Annotated in this window: 16 protein-coding genes, 1 other RNA gene and 1 pseudogene; 17 read left to right on the top strand and 1 reads right to left on the bottom strand. The window is 35.7% G+C overall.

What is annotated here, in order from left to right:
* Nucleotides 1-62 precede the first annotated feature (62 nt).
* From HMPREF9333_RS04775 to HMPREF9333_RS04710, 14 genes are all read left to right on the top strand, one after another.
* Nucleotides 63-860 (top strand): amino acid ABC transporter permease, encoded by a 798-nt coding sequence (locus HMPREF9333_RS04775; RefSeq protein ID WP_040882301.1) that lies wholly within the window; start codon nucleotides 63-65, stop codon nucleotides 858-860.
* Nucleotides 860-1,606 (top strand): amino acid ABC transporter ATP-binding protein, encoded by a 747-nt coding sequence (locus HMPREF9333_RS04770; protein WP_005540227.1) that lies wholly within the window; start codon nucleotides 860-862, stop codon nucleotides 1,604-1,606. The genes HMPREF9333_RS04775 and HMPREF9333_RS04770 overlap by 1 nt, the downstream gene beginning before the upstream one ends.
* A 164-nt stretch (nucleotides 1,607-1,770) precedes the next feature.
* Entirely contained in the window at nucleotides 1,771-2,967 is a 1,197-nt protein-coding gene (metK, locus tag HMPREF9333_RS04765) for a methionine adenosyltransferase (RefSeq protein WP_040882299.1), read from the top strand.
* Nucleotides 2,968-3,210: 243 nt separating this feature from the next.
* Nucleotides 3,211-4,278 carry a sensor histidine kinase gene (locus HMPREF9333_RS04760; protein ID WP_005540224.1) on the top strand — a complete coding sequence of 356 codons (1,068 nt, stop codon included), beginning with the start codon at nucleotides 3,211-3,213 and terminating at the stop codon, nucleotides 4,276-4,278.
* A 59-nt stretch (nucleotides 4,279-4,337) separates the two neighbouring features.
* On the top strand, nucleotides 4,338-5,027 hold the full coding sequence (locus HMPREF9333_RS04755; protein ID WP_005540223.1) for a response regulator transcription factor: 690 nt from the start codon (nucleotides 4,338-4,340) through the stop codon (nucleotides 5,025-5,027).
* A 116-nt stretch (nucleotides 5,028-5,143) separates the two neighbouring features.
* Nucleotides 5,144-5,845 (top strand): response regulator transcription factor, encoded by a 702-nt coding sequence (locus tag HMPREF9333_RS04750; protein WP_005540222.1) that lies wholly within the window; start codon nucleotides 5,144-5,146, stop codon nucleotides 5,843-5,845.
* Nucleotides 5,846-5,874: 29 nt separating this feature from the next.
* Nucleotides 5,875-7,020, top strand: a complete 1,146-nt coding sequence (locus HMPREF9333_RS04745; protein WP_005540221.1) for a sensor histidine kinase — start codon at nucleotides 5,875-5,877, stop codon at nucleotides 7,018-7,020.
* Nucleotides 7,013-9,607: a hypothetical protein gene (locus HMPREF9333_RS04740; protein ID WP_005540220.1), complete on the top strand. Its 2,595-nt coding sequence runs from the start codon at nucleotides 7,013-7,015 to the stop codon at nucleotides 9,605-9,607. The genes HMPREF9333_RS04745 and HMPREF9333_RS04740 overlap by 8 nt, the downstream gene beginning before the upstream one ends.
* 71 nt (nucleotides 9,608-9,678) lie before the next feature.
* Nucleotides 9,679-10,629: an ABC transporter ATP-binding protein gene (locus HMPREF9333_RS04735; protein WP_005540219.1), complete on the top strand. Its 951-nt coding sequence runs from the start codon at nucleotides 9,679-9,681 to the stop codon at nucleotides 10,627-10,629.
* Entirely contained in the window at nucleotides 10,619-11,548 is a 930-nt protein-coding gene (locus tag HMPREF9333_RS04730; RefSeq protein ID WP_005540218.1) for an ABC transporter permease, read from the top strand. The genes HMPREF9333_RS04735 and HMPREF9333_RS04730 overlap by 11 nt, the downstream gene beginning before the upstream one ends.
* A 201-nt stretch (nucleotides 11,549-11,749) precedes the next feature.
* Nucleotides 11,750-12,841, top strand: a complete 1,092-nt coding sequence (locus tag HMPREF9333_RS04725; RefSeq protein WP_005540217.1) for a hypothetical protein — start codon at nucleotides 11,750-11,752, stop codon at nucleotides 12,839-12,841.
* Between the two features lie 12 nt (nucleotides 12,842-12,853).
* Nucleotides 12,854-13,753 carry a TPM domain-containing protein gene (locus HMPREF9333_RS04720; RefSeq protein ID WP_005540216.1) on the top strand — a complete coding sequence of 300 codons (900 nt, stop codon included), beginning with the start codon at nucleotides 12,854-12,856 and terminating at the stop codon, nucleotides 13,751-13,753.
* Nucleotides 13,754-13,788: 35 nt separating this feature from the next.
* Nucleotides 13,789-15,294, top strand: coding sequence for a threonine synthase (gene thrC / locus HMPREF9333_RS04715; RefSeq protein ID WP_005540215.1), 1,506 nt, complete (start codon nucleotides 13,789-13,791; stop codon nucleotides 15,292-15,294).
* 339 nt (nucleotides 15,295-15,633) lie between these two features.
* Nucleotides 15,634-17,760, top strand: a complete 2,127-nt coding sequence (locus HMPREF9333_RS04710; RefSeq protein WP_005540214.1) for a glutamine synthetase III family protein — start codon at nucleotides 15,634-15,636, stop codon at nucleotides 17,758-17,760.
* A 267-nt stretch (nucleotides 17,761-18,027) separates the two neighbouring features.
* Here the strand turns inward: HMPREF9333_RS04710 and HMPREF9333_RS04705 are convergent, their stop codons facing one another.
* On the bottom strand, nucleotides 18,028-18,438 hold the full coding sequence (locus HMPREF9333_RS04705) for a flavodoxin domain-containing protein (protein WP_040882298.1): 411 nt from the start codon (nucleotides 18,436-18,438) through the stop codon (nucleotides 18,028-18,030).
* Nucleotides 18,439-18,849: 411 nt separating this feature from the next.
* Between HMPREF9333_RS04705 and rnpB the strand changes: the two genes are divergently transcribed.
* The 3 genes and pseudogenes from rnpB to HMPREF9333_RS04695 all read left to right on the top strand — a co-directional run.
* Nucleotides 18,850-19,211: RNase P RNA component class A (rnpB, locus tag HMPREF9333_RS12230), an RNA gene on the top strand.
* 20 nt (nucleotides 19,212-19,231) lie between these two features.
* The gene (locus tag HMPREF9333_RS12865) at nucleotides 19,232-21,184 is read left to right on the top strand and encodes a DNA translocase FtsK 4TM domain-containing protein (protein ID WP_156797276.1); all 1,953 of its coding nucleotides are present in this window, start codon (nucleotides 19,232-19,234) and stop codon (nucleotides 21,182-21,184) included.
* Nucleotides 21,094-22,533 (top strand): annotated as a pseudogene (locus HMPREF9333_RS04695) (DNA translocase FtsK); the annotation flags it as partial. The gene HMPREF9333_RS12865 and the pseudogene HMPREF9333_RS04695, both read left to right, overlap by 91 nt.
* Nucleotides 22,534-22,575 lie beyond the last annotated feature (42 nt).

Below are 22,575 nucleotides of genomic sequence, written 5' to 3'. Positions count from 1 at the left end.
TTGGTGCATGGTTGATGCTATGCACCATTATTAATAATATTACAAGAAGGGATTGTGAACATATGCCCCAGGATTTTTTTGGACGGATTATTTACCTGTTGTCGAGATATGGGATGAGTTTTTTTAACGGTGCCCTGCAGACTATGAATATAGCTTTAGTAGGCACTATATTTGGATGTATTATAGGCTTTGCTGTAGGCGTGGTACAAACCATACCGGTTTCTAAAAATGACAGTCTTGTAAAAAGGATTCTTTATTCAATAGTAAGCTTTTTATTAAATGCATATGTTGAGATTTTTCGTGGAACTCCTATGATGGTTCAGGCAATGTTTATATATTATGGTTCATCTGCACTTTTTAATATAAATATGTCAATGATGTTTGCAGCATACTTTATAGTTTCTATTAATACAGGTGCTTATATGGCAGAAACTGTAAGAGGAGGTGTTTTGTCGATAGATCCGGGACAGGAGGAAGGTGCAAAAGCCATAGGCATGACACATGTACAGACTATGATTTATGTTATACTCCCACAGGCGCTTAGAAATATAATGCCGCAGATAGGCAATAACCTTATAATTAATATAAAGGATACCTGCGTGCTTTCAATTATAGGCATAGTAGAGCTGTTTTTTGCAAGCAAGGGAGTTGCAGGTACTTACTATACTTATTTTGAAGCTTTTACAATCACCATGGTTATTTATTTTATACTTACTTTTACATGTTCAAGAATTTTAAGAGTCTTTGAAAACAGGATGGATGGACCTGACAGCTACGATCTTGCTACAACCGATACTCTTGCTTATACAAGCGGTATGGTGCGATTTCCGGATCCTAAGAATAATAAGGAGGATAAATAATGGAAAACAGAGATGTACTTCTTAAAATAAGCCATCTAAGTAAGACTTTCGGAAAAAATGCGGTACTTAAGGATATTGATTTTACCGTAAAAAAAGGCGATGTTACCTGTATTATAGGAGCATCCGGTTCAGGCAAGTCCACACTTTTAAGGTGTATAAATCTGCTTGAGACACCTACTACCGGGAGTATACTGTTTAAAGACAGGGATATAATGGATAAAAACGGAGATCCTGCCGCATATAGGGCGCAGGTCGGTATGGTGTTTCAAAATTTTAATCTTTTTAACAATATGAATGTAATTGAAAACTGTACCGTCGGTCAGACAAAGGTTCTTAAAAAGTCTGCCGAGGAAGCTCGCAAGAAAGCTTTATATTACCTTGAAAAAGTCGGTATGCTGCCTTATATAAATGCAAAACCAAGACAACTTTCAGGAGGACAAAAGCAGAGGGTTGCAATAGCGAGAGCCCTTTCCATGGAGCCTGTACTTTTACTTTTTGATGAGCCGACTTCCGCACTTGATCCGCAGATGGTCGGTGAAGTGCTTGATGTTATGAAAAGACTTGCAAAAGAAGGGCTTACAATGATTATAGTTACTCATGAGATGGCTTTTGCAAGAGATGTTTCAAGCCATGTTGTATTTATGGCAGATGGTGTTATAGAGGAGGAGGGCAGTGTTTCAGAAATATTTTACAATCCTAAAAGTTTTGTAACAAAGGAGTTTTTAAGCAGATTTATGAGAGAATAACTGCATTTTTGATGTTTAAAGTGAAAATATCCCAATCTTATTCCGGCATATATAGTATTTATTAATATATTATAGTATGGTATAATCTAACTCGGTCTTATAAAGACTTTTATAAAATAATATATATTTCAGGTTTTAGACCTGTATATGATATGGAGGAATATATGTCTGAAAAAAGATTATTTACATCTGAGTCTGTTACTGAAGGACATCCTGACAAGATGTGCGACCAGATATCAGATGCCGTACTTGATGCACTTCTTGAGCTTGACCCTCTAAGCAGGGTTGCATGTGAGACTTGTGCGACTACAGGATTTGTAATGGTCATGGGCGAAGTAACTACAAAAGCCTATGTTGATATACAAAAAATAGTAAGGGATACTGTGAGGGAGATAGGATATAACAGGGCAAAATATGGATTTGATGCCGATACCTGCGGAGTTATAGTTTCTCTTGATGAGCAGTCGCCTGATATAGCTATGGGTGTGGATAAATCACTTGAGGCTAAGCTGGGTACAGAAAAAGATGATCTGAATATAGGGGCGGGCGATCAGGGTATGATGTTTGGCTATGCTACTGATGAGACTGAGGAATATATGCCCTACCCGATATCACTTTCACATAAACTTGCAAAAAGGCTCAGTGATATAAGAAAGGATGGAACTCTTAAGTATTTAAGACCTGACGGTAAGGTTCAGGTTACTGTTGAGTATGATGAAGATAACAAACCTGTAAGGATTGATACAGTAGTTTTGTCTGCACAGCATGATGAAAATGTAACACATGAAGAGCTTGAGAGAGATATTAAAAAATTTATATTTGATAAGGTTCTGCCTAAACATATGGTAGATGACAACACCCGGTTTTATGTAAATCCTACCGGAAGGTTTGTAATAGGAGGTCCTCACGGTGATTCAGGGCTCACAGGCAGGAAAATAATAGTTGATACCTACGGCGGTTTTGCACGTCATGGCGGCGGGGCATTTTCGGGCAAGGACTGTACGAAAGTCGATCGCTCCGCTGCCTATGCTGCAAGGTATGCAGCAAAAAATATAGTGGCGTCAGGGCTTGCTTCAAAATGTGAAATACAGCTTTCATACGCAATAGGAGTTGCACATCCGACTTCAATTTCTGTAAATACATTTGGTACAGGTAAAATAAGAGATGATGAATTATGCAGGATTGTAAGAGAGCACTTTGACTTAAGACCTGCAGGAATTATAAAAATGCTTGACCTTAGAAGACCTATATATAAACAAACAGCGGCATACGGACATTTTGGAAGGACGGATATAAAGCTTCCATGGGAAGAGCTTGATAAAGTTGAAGAGATTAAAAGAGCTGCACAATTGCTTTCTTAGCAATTATATTTTGACAGCATCTGATGATTTGTAAGGACTGAAACATTTAGATAGCAGTAATGTTAGATGGCGAAATATTTAATTTATAAAAAATATAGTCTGACTATCAATCATGGCTGTCGTTAAAACAAATGTATGCTACATTTGTTTTGCGGCAGCTATATTTATTAATTTAATTTATTTTACTTAAAGAGTTGCCATCTTTCTCAAACCACATATAAAATATAGCAGAAAGGATTATATATGAAATTAAAAACCGCTCTTATATCTATATTTACAGGAATAAGCCTTATAGCGGCAATTTTGCTGTTTGCAAGCATATTTAAGAATAATAGTCAGAAGATGCTTGATATTTTGATAACAGCAGTTGCTATACTTATATGTGTCGCTTTTTTGATGATAATATGGGTGTACAGTTCTATACTGAAGCCGCTTGAAAAACTTCAGGAAGCAACAAGGAAGATAAAAGAAGGAAATCTTGATTTTACCCTTGATTTTGAAGAGCATGATGAGATAGGTCAGTTATGTATGGATTTTGAGGAGATGCGAATACGCCTTAAAGAAAATGAAGAAGAAAAGTTGCAGACGGATAAGGATAATAAAGAGCTTATAAGTAATATATCACATGATTTAAAAACCCCTATTACGGCAATCAAGGGATATGTTGAAGGAATTATGGACGGAGTTGCTTCATCTCCGGAAAAACTTGATAAATATATAAGAACAATTTATAATAAAGCAAATGATATGGACAGACTCATAGATGAGCTTACATTTTATACAAAGATAGATACAAATAAAATTCCTTATAATTACCAGGAGGTAAATATAATGGACTTTTTTCAGGACTGTGCTTCACAGGTAGGGCTTGATATGGAGGCTGCCGGTATAGGATTTGTTTTTGAAAGCGGTATAAAAAAGGACACAGTTGTAGTAGCAGATGTAGAACAGATGAAAAGGGTAGTCAATAATATAATAGGAAATTCAGTGAAATATTTAGATAAAAGTAATGGAATGATAAGTATAAAGCTTGCTGATGACGGGGATTTTGTAAAGATTGACATAACTGATAACGGCAGAGGTATAGCTCAAAGTGATCTTCCGTATATATTTGACAGGTTTTACAGAGGCGACTATTCAAGAAATTCCTCAACTGGAGGAAGCGGCATAGGGTTGTCAATAGTAAAAAAAATAGTAGAGGCACATGGCGGTTTTATAAGAGCGGAAAGCAGTGTAGGCAGAGGGACTGATATTATAATTCTTCTTAGGAAATACCATGAATCAAAAAAGAAAAATCAGGGAATGCTGTAAGACTGATTATCTTTACAGACCATATTATTGCATTACAGATTTAGATGAGGTGGATATCATTGAAAAAAATACTTATAGTTGAAGATGAAGAGAGTATAGCGGAGCTTGAAAGAGATTATCTTGAGATATCGGGATTTGAGGTTGAGCTTTGCAATAATGGTGATGCCGGAGAAAGGCTTGCGGTAGAAAATAATTATGATCTTATAATACTTGATATAATGCTTCCTGGAAGCGACGGATTTGAAATATGCAGAAAAATCCGAAAGGTTAAAGATACACCTGTGATTTTAGTAAGTGCAAGGAAGGAAGATATAGATAAGATCAGGGGGCTTGGACTTGGTGCAGATGATTATATAACAAAACCCTTTTCGCCAAGTGAGCTTGTAGCAAGGGTTAAGGCTCATATGTCCAGGTATCAGAGGATACTCGGAAATGCACTGCATACAAATGATATAATAGAGATACGGGGACTTAAGATAGATAAAAGCAGCAGAAAAGTCTGGGTTAATAAAAAAGAAACAGCATTTACCGCCAAGGAATTTGACATACTTCTTTTTCTTGCTTCAAACCCTAACCATGTTTTTACAAAAGAGGATATATTTAAACATATATGGGACCTTGATTCAGTAGGTGATATAGCAACTGTAACGGTACATATAAAAAAAATAAGAGAAAAGATAGAATTTGATTCATCAAAACCCCAGTATATTGAAACAATATGGGGTGTTGGCTATAGATTTAAGGTTTAATATCTTTAATGTAAGATAATATTAAATTAAATTGACAGAAAATATGTTATAAATATCAGAGATTATAATATAAAAGCAGGGGCTTTTATGTCCCTTTGTAATTGAGAGGAGTTTTTATGCCACAGACTAATGTACTTGTAGTAGATGATGAAAAGGAAATAGCCGATCTTGTTGAGATACATCTTGTAAGCGACGGTTATCGTGTATTTAAGGCGTCAAATGCAAATGACGGACTTGATATAATGGAGAAAGAGGATATACATCTCGCACTTTTGGATATAATGATGCCGGGTATGAACGGGCTTGATATGTGCAAAAAGATAAGGGAGACAAAAAATATACCTATCATAATGCTTTCCGCAAAAAGCTCGGATCTTGATAAAATAATGGGACTTGGTACCGGAGCTGATGATTATGTAACAAAGCCGTTTAACCCGCTTGAACTTACTGCAAGAGTCAAATCACAGCTTAGGCGTTACACTCAGTTTAATCCAAACAGCACGGCAGTAAAACAGCAGAATGAGATAAGTATAAGAGGTCTTGTTATAAATAAAGATAATCATAAAGTAACTATATATGATGAGGAGATAAAACTTACTCCGATAGAGTTTGAGATACTCTACCTTCTTGCAAGCAATGCAGGTAAGGTATACTCAACAGATGATATATTTGAACAGGTATGGAATGAGAAAGTTTATGAAGCCAATAATACAGTAATGGTTCATATAAGAAGGCTTAGAGGTAAGATGAAGGAAGATGAGCGAACAGATAAAATTATAACTACAGTATGGGGAGTAGGATATAAGATTGAAAAGTAACAACCTGAATAAAAAAAGTGGTGAAGGTCATGAATGACGGTATAAAAAGCACCAATTATAAAAAATTTCATACACGTGTACTCATAAATGTTATTTATGCACTTATAATAAGCTGCCTTTTAGAATATTTTATTGTAAATAATGTATTTACTCTGCTTGAACTTCCGAAATTTTATAATTCTGAAAATGAGATTGTGGTTTCGTTTTTAAGATTTGAGACTATAACAGTTCTTTTATTTGTACTTTTCGGTATAGGTATGTTTACATTTGTATTCTGGATGTTGCAAAGAAAATCATTTGGATATATAGAAGACATATCCCGTGCCATGAAAAGTGTAGCCTCCGGTGATTTAAATACAAGTCTTGAGGTCGAAGGAGATGATGAATTTTCGGATATGGCTCAAACTTTGAATACAATGGTAAGTGATATAAAAAACCTGATGGAGAGGGAAAGAGAGTCTGAAAAGACTAAAAATGAGCTTATTACAAATGTAGCCCATGACTTAAGGACACCGCTTACTTCAATAATAGGCTATCTTGAACTCCTGTCAAAAAATAATAAAATTGATGATGAAACCAGAATAAATTATACTAAGATAGCATATACAAAGTCAAAAAAACTTGAAAAGCTTATAGAAGATCTTTTCGGATTTACAAAACTTAATTATGGAAAAATTGCTATGAAGGTTGAAAAAATAGATCTTGTAAAGCTGATAAGTCAGCTTATGGAGGAGTTTTACCCTAATTTTATGGAAAAGGGGCTTGCGTTTTCTCTTACAACAAATAAAAGCAGTAAGTTCATAGATGCTGATGCAAATCTGCTTGCAAGACTTTTTGAAAATCTTATAGGCAATGCTATAAAATATGGTGTTGACGGCAAAAAAATAGATGTAAAGATAGAAGTATATCATGATTATGCATCAGTCTCAGTTATAAATTATGGCAAAGTGATACCTAAAAAAGAACTTGCTCTTATATTTGAAAAATTTTACAGACTTGAACATTCAAGATCATCTGAAACAGGCGGCACTGGGCTTGGCCTTGCAATTGCACAAAATATTGCACAGATGCATGGAACCTTTATTGAAGTAAAAAGTGATTTAAACGGTACTGCATTTATAGTTAAACTTAAAACGGAATTAGATATTAATAAGGAAAATTTTACAAATGTCTGAAATTAAAAAAATAGTCGCTGCTTCTTTTGCAGCCTCACTTGTATTAGCAACAGTATTGATAATAAAAACCGGTTATGCTTCATTTGCAGGCGAAAACACAGGTATAAAAACTGTTTTGCCTTCTGTGATAAGAGATAATTTTGAAAATGTTCCAGAGTCTGATAAAGATGCCGACATAGAGATAAGCTATGGATATGGAAATAGTGCAAGAACCGGCAGATATCTGCCGGTTCATATTAATTACAGAGTTAAAAGCGATCATTTTAAGGGTAGAGTATCAATTAAGACAAAAGCTCCTAATGGAGATGTATATGAATATAATTATCCGCTTGAATTTGAAAATGAGTATGAAAAAACCTATTATGTCCCAATAGGATATGATATTGATCGCATATTTGTAAGCCTTTATGATGACGGTGAACAGGTTATAATAAAAAAGGAGATCGAACTTGATACTTCATCAGGCTCCGATAATCTTTTAATAGGAATTTTAAGCGATAATCCTGAAAAACTGAGTTATTTTGACAGTGTATTTATAAATTACGGTGTAATATCTACAAAATCGGTAGTACTTGATCAATATGATTTTCCTGAGGATTCGGCAGGACTTTCACAGCTTGACATGATAGTGATAAGTGATTTCAGAATAAGAGATTTAAATAATATGCAGTCAATGGCACTTATGGACTGGATAAAAAAAGGCGGCATTATGCTGCTTGGGACCGGCAGTCGGGCAAATGATACACTTGGAAGATATGCACCTGAGCTTCTTGATGATATGTATGAAGCTTCAAGGCTTACTGAAGTCGATTTAGGTGAAGGGCTCGGTATTGATGAGCCTGGAGGAGGCAGCATAGAAACAGAATGTGTATCATTTCAGCTGCATGGAGGCAGTGAGCTTATACCTGGAGATGAAGGTCCTTTATTAAGTGCTGTAAATAAAGAAAATGGTGTAATAGCTGTAGCTTCCTATGATTTTGCAGATGAAGCGGTATCGGATTATGCTAATAAACATACTTCATATATAAGCGGACTGTTGTCAAAGATATTGGGCAATGCAAGGATGGAGGCACTTGAAGGAGGAGTTTATCTTCAGGATTATGGATTATATTCGGACATACAGTCAATAATAAATAACGAAAGAGCAGACAAGATACCCAATATTTACCTGTTTATGTTCCTTATAATACTGTACATAATAATCATAGGTCCCGGAATATTTTTATTTTTAAAGAAAAGAAATCTTCAGACACTTTATATAAGAGTTGTAGGCATAATATCAGTATGCTTTGCGATTATCATCTATATGTGCAGTATAAGGACAAGGTTCAGGGGAGTATTTTATAATTATGCAAGTATACTTGATGTTGATGAAGACAGCGTTTCGGAGCAGACTTATGTCAATTTCAGGAATCCGTACAATAAAGACTATACTGTTGATATATCAAAGCAGTATTCAGTGCGTACGATTTCAGGAGAAGACTTTAATTTTAAGAGTAGTAAACCGTTTAGTGAAAATGACAGCGTTGATGTAGGGCTTGGATTTTATGATGATAAGACAAGGATAGATGTATATTCTCCGGGTGCGTTTTATTCACAGTTTTTTAAGCTTGAAAGGACTTATTTAAATGATGATTTAATAGGATTTTCAGGTGAGATAAATCTTTTCAAAGATGAACTGTATGGTTATGTTACAAATAATTATAATGAAAAAATATATAGTGCTGCAGTCATACTTTATGGAAAACTTGTACTTCTTGGCGATATGGAACCGGGGCAAACCATAGCTCTTGATGACCTTAAGGTTTATAATATACCGCTTACAAATTTAAAAACCGTATCAAGGCTTATAACCGGAGCTGAGAATTTTCCTGAAATCCAAAGTAGTACCCAAAGTATTGCCTCATATAAAGAAAGCACACCCGCAAAAGACGATAGCGTAGAAAAAGATACTTCTGAATATAAAAAAACAGATCGTTTTTATATGGATGCAATCGGAAAAGCAGGACTTATTGAATTTTATATGTACTTTCATCAATCAGGATATTCACCTGATGCGAAAGTTATAGGTTTTAGCAGAAATAAGCCCGATAATGATATAATCATAGGTAAGGAGGTGGAAAATCTCGGTATATCACTCCTTGTAAGCAGACTTACAACAGACAATAAAAAGGATAATCTGGTATACAGGCAGGTGCTTATAAAGACTCCTACGGTTCTTGGAGGTATATTTTTCGCAAATACAAACGCTTTTTATCCTCTGGAACCCTTGGTACTTGAATATCAGCTTGGCGATGACCTTGATATAAAAGAAATTAATTTTGAGAATATATCACCTGAATTTTTAAAACTTGACAACAATATAGAGGTATTTGAGGGTGATATCTACTTTTATAATTATTTAAAAGCAAGCTATGATAAGAAGGAGATGAGAACATATAGTATTGATGAACTTAATGACTATCTCTCTCCTCCAAAAGCTATGAGGATAAGGTATGTATATAGAGATAAAAATTCCGATTCAAACATATCACTTCCTATGATTTCAGTTATAGGAAGTGATAAAGAAAATGAAGGTGAAAAATAAAAATATGAGCTATGCTGCTTTATGCCATGCAGGCTTTATACCTAAACAGGTATTATTTAAAGAGGTAAATTATGCTTAAAGTAATAGGTTTAAAGAAAAAATACGGAAAACATACCGCACTTGCAGGTCTTGATATGAATATAAAAAAGGGGCAGGTATATGGGCTTGTAGGACCGAATGGAGCCGGAAAAACTACCGCTATAAGGCTTATAATGGGTTTAAGTCATATGGATGACGGTCAGATTATAATAAACGGTACTGATGCCAGAAAAAAACCGCTTAAAGTCAAGGAAATGATAGGTTATGTACCTGATAATTGCGGTTCATATTTTAATATGAGTGTAAATGAATATATGGAATTTTTTGCTGCAGGTTTCGGTATAAGCGGTATAAAAGCGGAAAATAGAAATTTAAAGCTTCTTGAACAGGTAGGTCTTGAAGATAAGGTAGAATTTATTGCAGATACTCTCTCAAGAGGTATGCAGCAGAGGCTTTCACTGGCAAGAGCACTTATACATGATCCTGAATTTCTTATAATGGACGAACCTACAAGCGGATTGGATCCACGAAACAGCTTTGAATTTAAAAGGCTTGTAAAGGAACTTAAAAAAAGTGGGAAGACAGTTCTTATAAGCTCACATCTGCTGTCAGAACTTTCAGAGATATGCACCGATATAGCAGTTATTGAAAACGGAATGCTCGCAGCACAGGGAAGTCTTACCGAGATACTTGGCAGAATAGAACATTCAAATCCTATAAAAATAGTGGTACTGGGTGCTGTAAGCTCCGCTATGGCGGTATTTAAAGAAAATCCAAGAGTGAAAGCGGTTTCGAGAAATGAAAATACCTTTATGGTTAAGTTTGACGGAGATAAACTTGAGGAGGCAAGACTTTTGTATGAACTTATGGATATGGAAGTGCCTGTATGTGAGTTTGTAAGAGAAACCGGAAGTCTTGAGTCATTTTTTATGCAGATAACAAATCATGATGAAGAAAGGGTGATTATTGAAAATGATTATTAATCCTGTATATACCTATGAAAAAAAAGTCATGGTAAGAAGTATAAAATTTTCAATAGCTATAAGTCTGTTTAATGCATTTCTTGCTTTTATAGTATTTGTATCAATGAGCAGTGTGATACAGAATGTAAAGACTACTGCCATGGTGCAGTATACTTCTTTTCTAATGATATTCAGACTTGTAGCACTTATAGAATTTCTGGTTGTTTTATTTATAATACCGGCGCTTACTGCAGGTGCCATAAGTTCAGAGAAGGAGAGAAAAACACTTGACCTGCTCTACACAACACGTATAAAGCCGTTTGATATAGTAGCAGGCAAGTTCCTTGCAGCATTTTTTGCTACATTTATGCTTGTCGTTTCAAGTCTGCCTGTAATGGCACTTGTATTTGTTTACGGCGGTATAACTGTGGGGGATATTCTAAAACTTTCAATTTCATATTTACTTGTGATATACTATGCAGGAAGTATAGGGCTTTTTGCTTCATCACTCAGCCGCAGTACCAATGTAGCAGCTGCGGCTGCCTATGCAGTACTTATTGTTCTTATGCTTGCGACACTGCCGCATGGTATTTTATCAGGAGGTTTTTCAATTGAGGCTTCTGAGCAGACCTTACTGCCTATGGATGCAGGTGCAGTTGGAGATGCTTATGCACATGAAAATGCTTCATTGCTTATGGGCTGGATATATTCCACCAACCCAATCACAGTATTTTATATTAATCTTAACATGGTGATAGGCAATAAGGAAACTATTGATTCAATCTTTGATTTAATAGGGGGCTCCGGTTCGGGATTTATCAGGCAGAATTGGTTTATCATAGGAATGGGTTTCCAATTTACAGCGGCAACCGTATTAACTGCATTATCAGTATGCAATATCACACCTTACAGCAGATTCAAACTGTTTAAGAGAGATTAAGCACAGTATTAAAATTTTAAAAGGAGGGCTTGTGTATTTATAAAAATATGCAGCAGACTTTGTACCTGTTTATATAAACTTCAAAACCGGTAAAATTGACTTTCAGAAAATATATAGACTTTACTTAGTGTATAAAGCTGATATTTTTCTAAAGTCATGATTAAATCTGACTGCAATATAGATACATAAAATAAAAATCATATGGATGCACTTTTATATAAATGCCCCAGTTGCGGAGCGGAGCTTAAATTTAATCCGCAGACACAGGGATATAAATGTGATTACTGTCTTTTGGAGTATTCACAGGAGGAATTGGATTCAAAATTTGCACAGCAGGAAGAAAGGGCATTAAATGAGTCGGCACAAAATGAGCATATTGAAGATGTTTTTAATGCTGATGAAAATACTGCAGCTGAGCAGGCACTTTTATATAACTGCCCTAATTGCGGTGCCCAGATAGTTACAGATCAAACTACTGCCGCTACATTTTGCTATTATTGTCATTCTCCGGTAATTCTTTCAGGTAGACTGGACGGAGCTGACACTCCTGATTATGTAATACCTTTTGAGATTGACCGAAATACTGCACAGCAGATATTTTCCGCATGGATAACAAAGAAAAAGTATGTTCCAAAGGATTTTTATTCAAATGATCAGATAGATAAATTAAGCGGAGTTTATTTTCCGTACATTTTATATAATTGCAGGATACATGCCTGTATTGATGCAACAGCACAAAAAAACAGCGTACGAAGGATTGGAAATACGGAATATACAGATATTGACAGCTATCATATAAAAAAAGAGGGCGATATGGATTTAAACAATATTGCAAGAAATGCTCTTAAAAAAGCAAACAAGGTACTTGTTGAAGGTGTTTTGCCATATGACTTCGCTAAAGCGGTGCAGTTTAAAATGTCATATCTTTCAGGCTTTATGGCTGAAAGGAAGGATATGCAGGTTTCTGATTTTGAAAAGAATATAGAGGCTGAGGTACATAGCTATGCGATGCAGAAGCTTGATGATTATACTGCAGGATATTCGGATATTAATATTTTTAAAAAAGAAGCTGCAATAATACAGGATAGTTGGAAATATGCACTTATGCCTGTATGGACTCTTACTTATAATGATAGAAAAAATAATAAAATTTATTATTTTTCAATAAACGGGCAAAAGGGTAATGTTATAGGAAAGCTGCCGGTTGACAGTAAAAAGCTTATGATTCATTTTTTGCTTATTGCGGCTTTTTGTATGGTGATTTTTCTGCTATTTTCATATTTTATTTTATAAGGGAGATGAAAAATGAAAAGTAATGAGAGATTGAATTCAGGTTTAATAGATTTTAAGATTTTTGCTTTATTTATGATTTTGTGCATTATATTTATAGGTGAAGCAGTCGGGATTACAGCCTATGCAAAGGATTCAGATACCTATGTATATGATATGGCAGGTGTTTTTGACAGCACTCAGCAGGATAAGCTTGAGAAAAAAATCAGAGAACTGAAAGATAAGACCGGTATGGACTACGTTATAGTAACTACCAATGATGCTGAGGGAAAATCCGCTGAAAGTTATGCGGATGATTTTTATGATGAAAATGGCTTCGGAACTTCAAAGGATCATAGCGGTATGCTGTTTTTAATTGATTTTGACAACAGAAAAATTCATATATCTACCACAGGTCATATGATAAGGATACTTGATGATGACAGGATTGACTCAATTCTTGACAAGGCTTCAGAATATATGCAGTCAAAGGAATATTACAGATGTGCTGATACCGTTATCGAAAGAGCCGGCGAATATGTCATGCAGGGAGTAAGAAGCGGTCAGTATAATTATGACAGAGAAACAGGAGAGATAAGCTTTTACAAACCTCCTAAAAGAATAACGGCAGTTGAGTTTATACTATCGTTTATAATATCTGTTATTATAGCCGGTATTAATATTAAAGTAATTATTGATAATTATAAAATGAAAAAATTGACAGGCACAGCACCTCAGTATTTACTTGCTTACAGATCAGGTGCCGGTTATGTACTTTCTGAAAATATAGATGATTTTTTAGGCAGACATACAAAGACAAGATATATAAGTTCAGGAAGCTCGGGTTCATCAAGAGGCTCATCAGGAGGTTTTCGTTCAACTACACATACCGGAAGCAGCGGCACCAGACATGGTGGAGGCGGAAGGAGTTTTTAATTACATTCAGGGATTTTATAAAGGGGACATGATTAATGTATAAGCATATAAATGATATGAAATATATAAGTACAAGAGGAGATGGCAGGAAACTGAGTGCTTCACAGGCTATACTTAAAGGACTTGCTGATGATGGAGGTCTTTTTATGCCTGAAAAGTTACCTGTATTTGATTTTGAGCTTAAAGATTTAGTTGGCAGAGATTATAAAAATACGGCATACAGGATTATGAGGCTTTATTTTACAGATTACAGTGAGGATGAATTAAAGGAATGTATAGATAAAGCATATGATGGAAAATTTGACACTGAAAGTATTATAGATATAAAGCATGCCTGCGGAGCTTTTTATATAGAACTTTTTCATGGTGCAACGATAGCATTTAAGGATATGGCTCTTTCAATTCTGCCTCATCTTATGAAAGTTGCTGCAAAAAAAAATAATATACATGGCAGGATAGTTATACTTACTGCTACAAGCGGAGATACAGGTAAGGCTGCCATGTCCGGATTTGCAGACGTTGAGGGAACCCGTATAATAGTTTTTTATCCTAAAGGCGGTGTAAGCAGTATACAGGAGCTTCAGATGACAACACAGAAGGGGGCGAATGTTGAGGTTTTTGCGGTACACGGCAATTTTGACGATGCACAGGCGAGTGTAAAGAAAATATTTTCAGATCACGCTTTTAAAAAACTTCTTGCAGATAATGATATAATGCTTTCCAGTGCAAATTCTATAAATATAGGCAGACTTGTTCCGCAGATTGTATATTATGTCCATGCATATATAAAGCTGCTTGAAGCCGGTGATATAAATGATGGCGAAAAAGTTAATATATGTGTGCCTACAGGTAATTTCGGGAATATACTTGCAGCTTATTTTGCAAAACTTATGGGACTTCCTGTAAATAAGCTTATATGTGCATCAAATGAAAATAAAGTGCTGTTTGATTTTTTTAAAACAGGGATTTATGATAAAAACCGTAACTTTACACTTACAATATCACCATCTATGGATATACTTATATCAAGCAATTTTGAAAGACTTATATACTTAAGCTGCGGCTGCAGCGGTGCAAAGACTTCAAAGCTTATGTATGAGCTTTACAGTTCAGGGCATTATAGTGCTGATAAATCAATGATGAAATTTATGTCTGATTTTACAGGAGGTTTTGCTTCAGAGTATGAAAATCTGGAGAATATAAAAAGAGTTTATAAAGAGAGCGGATATATAATTGATCCTCATACTTCGGTAGCTTCAAGTGTTTATGAAAAATATAAAAACGAAAGCCATGACGATACAAAAACATTGATAGCTGCCACTGCAAGTCCTTATAAATTCGCAAAAAGCGTAATGGGTGCCATAGCTGATATAAACGGTATGGATGACTGGGAAGTTATAGAAATGCTTAATAAGACATCGGGTGTTGCGATTCCAAAGGCGGTGATTGATATAAAGGATGCACCTGTCATTCATAAGCTTGAATGTGATATAGAGCTTATGGGCGATATGGTTAAAAAGGTTCTTGGGCTAAAAGTATAGAATATAAAATAAACAACTTCAGATTGTTAAAATATAGCTTTTAAAATATAGCTTTTAAAATAACTATATAATACTTTATGTTATTTTTAAGATGTCTATTTTTAAGATATCTATTTAAATAAAAAAGACAACAGTAATTTTATAAAAACATAGAGAAAATATCTATAACATAGTATAATAAAAAAATTCATACTACTATTAATTATAAAGGAGAAGGAAGTAATGTCAGTTCCGGTAACAGAAATGTTAAAAAGGGAAAGGGGGAAGCATTATGTTATAATGCAGACCGTTTGTGAAAAACCAGGGCTTTTTGGCTCAGAAGGAAAGGCTTAATAAGATATGGCACGCTGTATAGCTGATTATTATGGATGTAATGTATTTAACGATTCTGCTATGTCTGTCTACCTCCCCAAAAGTGTATACAGGAAAATCAGGCAGACAATAGAGGACGGAACTGAACTTGATGCCGAACTTGCAGATATAGTGGCACATGGTATGAAGGAGTGGGCTCTTAAGAACGGAGCAACACATTATACACATTGGTTTCAGCCTCTAAACGGAGTAACTGCACAAAAACACGATTCTTTTATATCAGCTCCGGGAAAACATGGCAATGTAATCATGGAATTTTCAGGAAAGGAGCTTATAATGGGAGAGCCTGATGCTTCAAGCTTTCCTTCAGGAGGTCTAAGGGCTACATTTGAGGCAAGGGGGTATACTGCATGGGACTGTACATCACCTGCCTTTTTAATTAAAGATAAAATAGGTGTAATATTATGTATACCGACAGCTTTCTGTTCATATAAGGGTGAGGCACTTGACGGAAAAACTCCACTGCTGCGTTCAATGCAGGCGGTAAATATTCAGTCTTTAAGGATATTGAGATTGTTTGGCAATACAACTTCAAAGAGGGTAATTCCAAGTGTAGGTGCAGAACAGGAATATTTCCTTATAGATCGTGATAAATATTTAAAAAGACCTGATCTTATCTATGCAGGTCGAACGCTTTTTGGAGCAATGCCTCCTAAGGGTCAGGAAATGGACGATCATTATTTTGGAGTTATAAGGGATAAGGCTGCGGCATATATGAATGAATTAAATGATGAACTCTGGAAGCTTGGAGTTCCTGCAAAAACGCAGCATAATGAGGCTGCTCCCTCACAGCACGAACTTGCACCTGTTTATGAGCAGGCAAATGTCGCCGCTGACCATAATCACCTTATAATGGAAACTATGAAAAGAGTAGCCGCAAAGCACGGTCTTTCATGTCTGCTTCATGAAAAGCCTTTTGCCGGAGTCAATGGTTCAGGAAAGCATAATAACTGGTCGCTTGTAAGTAATGATAAAATAAATCTGCTTAATCCGGGGGAATCGCCACATGAAAATATACAGTTTCTACTGGTACTTGCATGTATATTAAAGGCGGTTGATACTCATGCGGATCTTTTAAGAGAAACTGCCGCAGTTTTGGGAAATGAACAGAGGCTTGGCGGTTATGAGGCACCGCCTTCAATCATATCTGTCTTTTTAGGTGAACAGCTTGAGGATGTTATTGACCAGTTGTGTGATACAGGCGAGGCGGTGAGATCTAAAAGCGGAGGAACTTTAAAAACAGGAGTTGCAACTTTGCCTGATTTTAAAAAGGATGCAACAGACAGAAATCGTACATCGCCATTTGCATTTACTAATAATAAATTTGAATTCAGGATGCTTGGTTCTTCTGAATCCATATCTTCAGTCAATGTGGTTTTAAATACTATAGTTGCCGAGTCTTTTAAAGAGGCTGCCGACAGGCTTGAAAACAGTGCTGATTTTGAGATGGAGGTTCATGATCTTATAAAGGAGCTTTTAAAAAAGCACAGGCGTATAGTTTTTAACGGCAACGGATATTCAGATGAATGGGTTAAGGAAGCGGAGCGTAGAGGACTTCCGAATCTTAAGAGCATGGTGGATGCGATAGGAGCCTTAAGAAGTGAAAAAGCGGTAAAACTTTTTGAGAGTTTTGGAGTCTACACAAGGGCAGAACTTGAATCAAGAGCTGAAATAGAATTTGAGTCCTATATGAAAGCGGTTGCAATTGAGGCAAGAACCATGCTTGATATGGCTGGAAAGCTCTATATGCCGGCAGTTATTAAGTATACAGGTATGATTGCACATTCTTTAAATGAAGTTAAAGCTGCCGGCAACAAAAGCTCTTTTTCAGTACATGAAGATTTGTTAAATGAGTGTACAGATCTGTTATTGCAGGTTAAAACAGCATATAATAATCTTAAGGGAGTGATTGATGAAGCTGAAGCTTTTAAAAGTCGTAATGACAGTGATTGCGGATGCGCAGCCGCACATTTTTACCATGACAGGGTAGTTTCGGCAATGGAAATACTTAGGGTTCCTGTTGACAAGCTCGAGACTATTACCGATCGAAAGTATTGGCCGGTTCCAGGATACGGTGATATGCTTTTTGAATGAAAAAGTCCAATAATTGTATATAATGTATATTTTATTATAAATTTCAGTGATAAGACCGAAAAAATTACCGGTCTTATCATTTTTTCTAAAGACAGAGCCCTGTTCCTTTAATAAAACGGGCAGAGGCTGATGCATTAAAGAAAAAACTCTACAAGATATAGCAGATTTACATTAAAATAATCAATATCTTTTGTAGCTCTAATTCTTAATGCAACAGCCCCAAAATAGCCTTAGCATTATGTGGAAAAACACATTTTTGATGTGATTTTAGGCGTTTGCACCTATTTCCTTTATCTCATCAAGAGCGGCAGCTTCAGGTGTTTCAAGATTACCATAAGTTTTTATTACATTGGCACCGTGTGAAACCGCATCATCCTTCCATGTATCAAGAAACATTCCATCGCCCCATCCGAAGCAGCCGAAAAGTATAACTTTTTTACCTTTGAGTTCGTCTACATGACTGTCATAAAAAGGTTTCATCTCAGTTTCATCAATTTCTTCAGTTCCTTGTGCAGGAGAACCGAGAGCGATTATATCAAAATCAGAAAGGTTTAAAGTTTCTGCATCTGACACTTTCTTTAATTCAACTTCAGCTTTTGAACGAAGTCCTTCTGCTAAGCTTTCAGCCAACATTTCAGTATTGCCTGAAGTTGTAAAATAAATAACACATGCTTTCATAGAAAACATCCTCCTTAATTTAATAAGTCGATTATACCGACATTTATATATACCACCATAGTTTATCAGAACATGTTATTTATAGCAAGTCCTAAATTATATTGTATAGTATGGTATTTAAGCATAAAATGAACATCAGAATATGCAAAAAAATGTTTTTTGAAAGTATATTTACCTTAAAAACTCAGCTTTAAAAGACTGTGTATAAAATGGAATTTATGTATAAAGGGTACATCTGTTGCAAGAGACAGAAGTATATTGAGAAAATCAGATTTTGATGATATACTTTATACTGCGAGGCATATGCTTTGCAGTATAAAGCGAGTATAACAGACAATCGCATGCATATACTTTATGACTTTCATTTTTTCCTTCTTCTAGCTATTTTGTACTATATGAATCTAATGTAAAAGGGTATGGATTATCTTTATAATATATACCTTTTTAGGATTATGTCTATGTATGAGGAAAGTCCGGGCTTCACAGGGCAGGATGCCGGATAACGTCCGGTGGAGGCGACTCTAAGGAAAGTGCAGCAGAAACATACCGCCGCTTATGCGGTAAGGGTGAAAAGGTGGTGTAAGAGACTACCGCCTGTATGGCAACATACGGGGACCATGTAAACCCCATCCGAAGCAAGACTAAATAGAGCGTATTTTTAATACAGGGGCTGCCCGTCCAAGCTCAGGTTTGTCGCTTGATTCTGCCGGCAACGGCAGAGCTAGATAGATGATTGTCTGATACAGAACCCGGCTTACAGTTATGCTCGCTTTTAAATTACGGCTACAGGAAGGTGTTTGGATTGGCAGGAAAAAGAAGCACAAAGAGCACTTCAGGCTCAGTTCGCAGGGCATCCGTTACAAAAAACCAGACTGAGACAAAAAATAAAAGGGCAGTCAAAAAAAGTCCGGTTAAAAAATCTACAGTCAGAAAAAATACGGAAAAAAAATCTGTATATAATGAGTATTTTGATGAAAAAGAATATCAAACACCTGAAGAAAATTTTCTTGCAGGCGAGATACTTATAATAGTGGATTTTGCAGTATCAGTACTGCTTTTTATAGGAATTTTCGGTTTAGGAGGCACAGCGGGAAGATTTTTTAAAGATTTTCAGCTGGGTCTTTTTGGAGTTGCAGGGTATTTATTTCCGGTAATATTTTTTGTAGGTGTGGCATTTTTAATATCTAATAAAGCAAGTGCTGAATCAATTATGAAAGCAGCGGCAGGTGCAGGTATACTGCTTTGTGTTTCAGGTATTATGCATTCACTGTTTGGTAAAAATACTGAGCTTGCAGTGAATATGATGGAATTTTATAATGAAAAGAAGGCAGGAGGGATTATAGGTGCGCTGCTTTATTCATATTCAATCAAATTCGCCGGCAAAATAGGTACTGTAGTTTTGATGTTTTCATTTCTGGCAATATGTATAATATGTATAAGTGAGCGTTCTTTCGTAAATTTTGTAAGTGAAAACGGCAGCAATGCATATAGGCATATAGTAGATGATTTATTAAGTCTGAGAAAAAAAGGAAAGCAGTATGAGGAAGATGATGATATAGGCGGCTATGATGAGGATTACGGTTCTGACGATATTTTTGATAAAAATACCGGGAAAAACGGTGATTTAGATTATAACTATAATAATACAGCTTCAGGAGGCTGCGATATTGATAAAATCAGATATCCTAAAAAACAAAACCATATATTTGATTTTATAGTGGAGCCTGCAAAAAAACTGTTTTTAAAGCCTGATGACAAAGATTCAGGGGATGATAATAAAGGTTTTAAAGCGGAGTCTGTGAATGATAAACTGTATGGTGTAGATAACGGCAGTAACGATACTGTATTTTCAAAGATTGCAAAGATGACAAAAGCAAATAAAGCTTTATATCAAAATGCTCCGCATGATTATAAAATAAAGGGTGATAAAAATACCGGAAAAAATAAAGGCTTTTATAATAATGCGTTTTATGATAAAAAGAGGAATGATGACACAGGTATTACTGTGATATCTGATGACGGAGTTGACTCGGATAATTCAGAGATATTTACCGGAAAGATAATAAGAGCCGAAGATTATAATAATATGGCTTATGAAGATGATCCGCTTGATGAAGAGACAATAAGAAAGGCAAATGAGATCCTTGCAAGAAAAGAAGCTTTAAAAGAAGGGGCTGAATCTGAATTTGCCAAAAAAGATTCTGACAATAAGGGGCATGTATTTACATCATCGCAAACTGAAGATACAGCCGATGATGAATTTGAAGAAATTTTTCTACAAGGTGCTTCAAAAACTGATGAAAAAGCTGGTTTTAACGATAATATGAACACGGATACGGCAGGTGATAGTTCAGACAGCTTAGATGACGGTATATCAGGATATAAGTCAAATAATATATCAGATGACATATCAAAAAATAAATCAGGCAGTGCAACGGTTGATTTATTAAAAGATACTGCAGATGATAAGGGTTATGGCAGAACTGCCGGTAATAGGAACGGTGCAGATAGAGATATATCTGACGTTTCGGTTTTAAAAAACAATATGTCAAATAAAAAGATACCGAATATTATGCCCGGCAATACAACTGCTGCATATAATAAAGATAAACATAATATATATAATAAAGATAAGCATAAACATAAAAAACGTATAAAAAATATATATTTCCATCTACTGAGCTGCTTAAAAAAGCTAAACCGCCTGCTGCTTCAGATGATGCAGAATACAGAAGTACAGCTTTAAAGTTAAAACAGACACTGCATAATTTCGGTGTTGATGTAAGTATAGGGGATATAAGCTGCGGACCCACTGTAACAAGATATGAGATACAGCCTGAGCAGGGTGTTAAGGTAAGTCGTATAGTTTCACTTGCCGATGATATAAAGCTTAATCTTGCGGCAAGTGATATAAGGATAGAAGCTCCTATACCAGGTAAAGCAGCTGTAGGTATAGAAGTTCCAAATAAGGAAAATACTCTGGTTCACTTAAGAGAACTTATAGAATCACATGAATTCAGATATGGGCATAGTGAATTAAGTTTTGCCCTTGGAAGGGATATAAGCGGCAAACCGGTATTTGCGGATATAGCGAGGATGCCGCATCTTCTTATAGCCGGAGCCACAGGCTCAGGAAAATCTGTATGTATAAATACGCTTATAATGAGTATACTGTTTAAATATTCACCGGAAGAAGTAAGAATGATTATGGTAGATCCGAAAGTTGTAGAACTTTCGGTTTACAATGGCATACCGCATCTTCTTATACCTGTTGTAACTGATCCTAAAAAGGCTGCGGCTGCTTTAAACTGGGCTGTTTCAAAGATGGCAGAAAGATATAAATTATTTGCAAAATCAGGAGTAAGGGATTTAAAGGGTTATAATGAAAAGATGAAAAAGACACTTCCAAAAGAAGAGTTTGAAGTAATGCCGCAGATAATTATAATAATTGATGAGCTTGCAGATCTTATGATGGTTGCACATAATGAAGTTGAAGATCATATATGCAGACTCGCACAGCTTGCAAGGGCATGTGGAATTCATCTTGTTATTGCCACACAAAGACCCAGCGTCAATGTAATTACAGGTCTTATTAAAGCAAATATACCCTCAAGGATAGCTTTTGCCGTCTCATCGGCGATAGACTCAAGAACTATACTTGACGGCGGAGGGGCTGAGAAGCTCCTCGGTAAAGGAGACATGCTTTTTGATTCACAGTCAACACCTAAGCCTGTAAGAATTCAGGGGGCTTTTGTATCTGACAAGGAAGTATCGGATGTTGTAGCATTTATTAATGCCAATTGCGATGTAAATGATTATGATAAAGAGGTGGCGGCAGATATAGAAGAAGCAGGTACAGGAAATAAAACATATACAGGCTCCGAAAGAGATGAACTTTTTTCTGATGTAGGCAGATGTGTTATAAAACAGGATAATGCTACAATAGGATATATACAGAGGCTTTTTAAGCTTGGGTTTAACAGGGCTGCCAGGATTATGGATCAGCTTGAGGCTGCCGGAGTTGTTGAGACTGAGCAGGGCACTAAAAAAAGAAGTATTACTATGACACTTGATGAATTTGAAAAAATACTTTAACTTTTTTGAAGCGAATATATGAATATTGATTTATAAATTATA

It is taken from the genome of Johnsonella ignava ATCC 51276 (assembly GCF_000235445.1).
Lineage (GTDB): Bacteria > Bacillota > Clostridia > Lachnospirales > Lachnospiraceae > Johnsonella > Johnsonella ignava.
The sequence above is the reverse complement of the archived record's forward strand: the minus strand, read 5'-3'. Positions and strand labels throughout refer to the sequence as shown.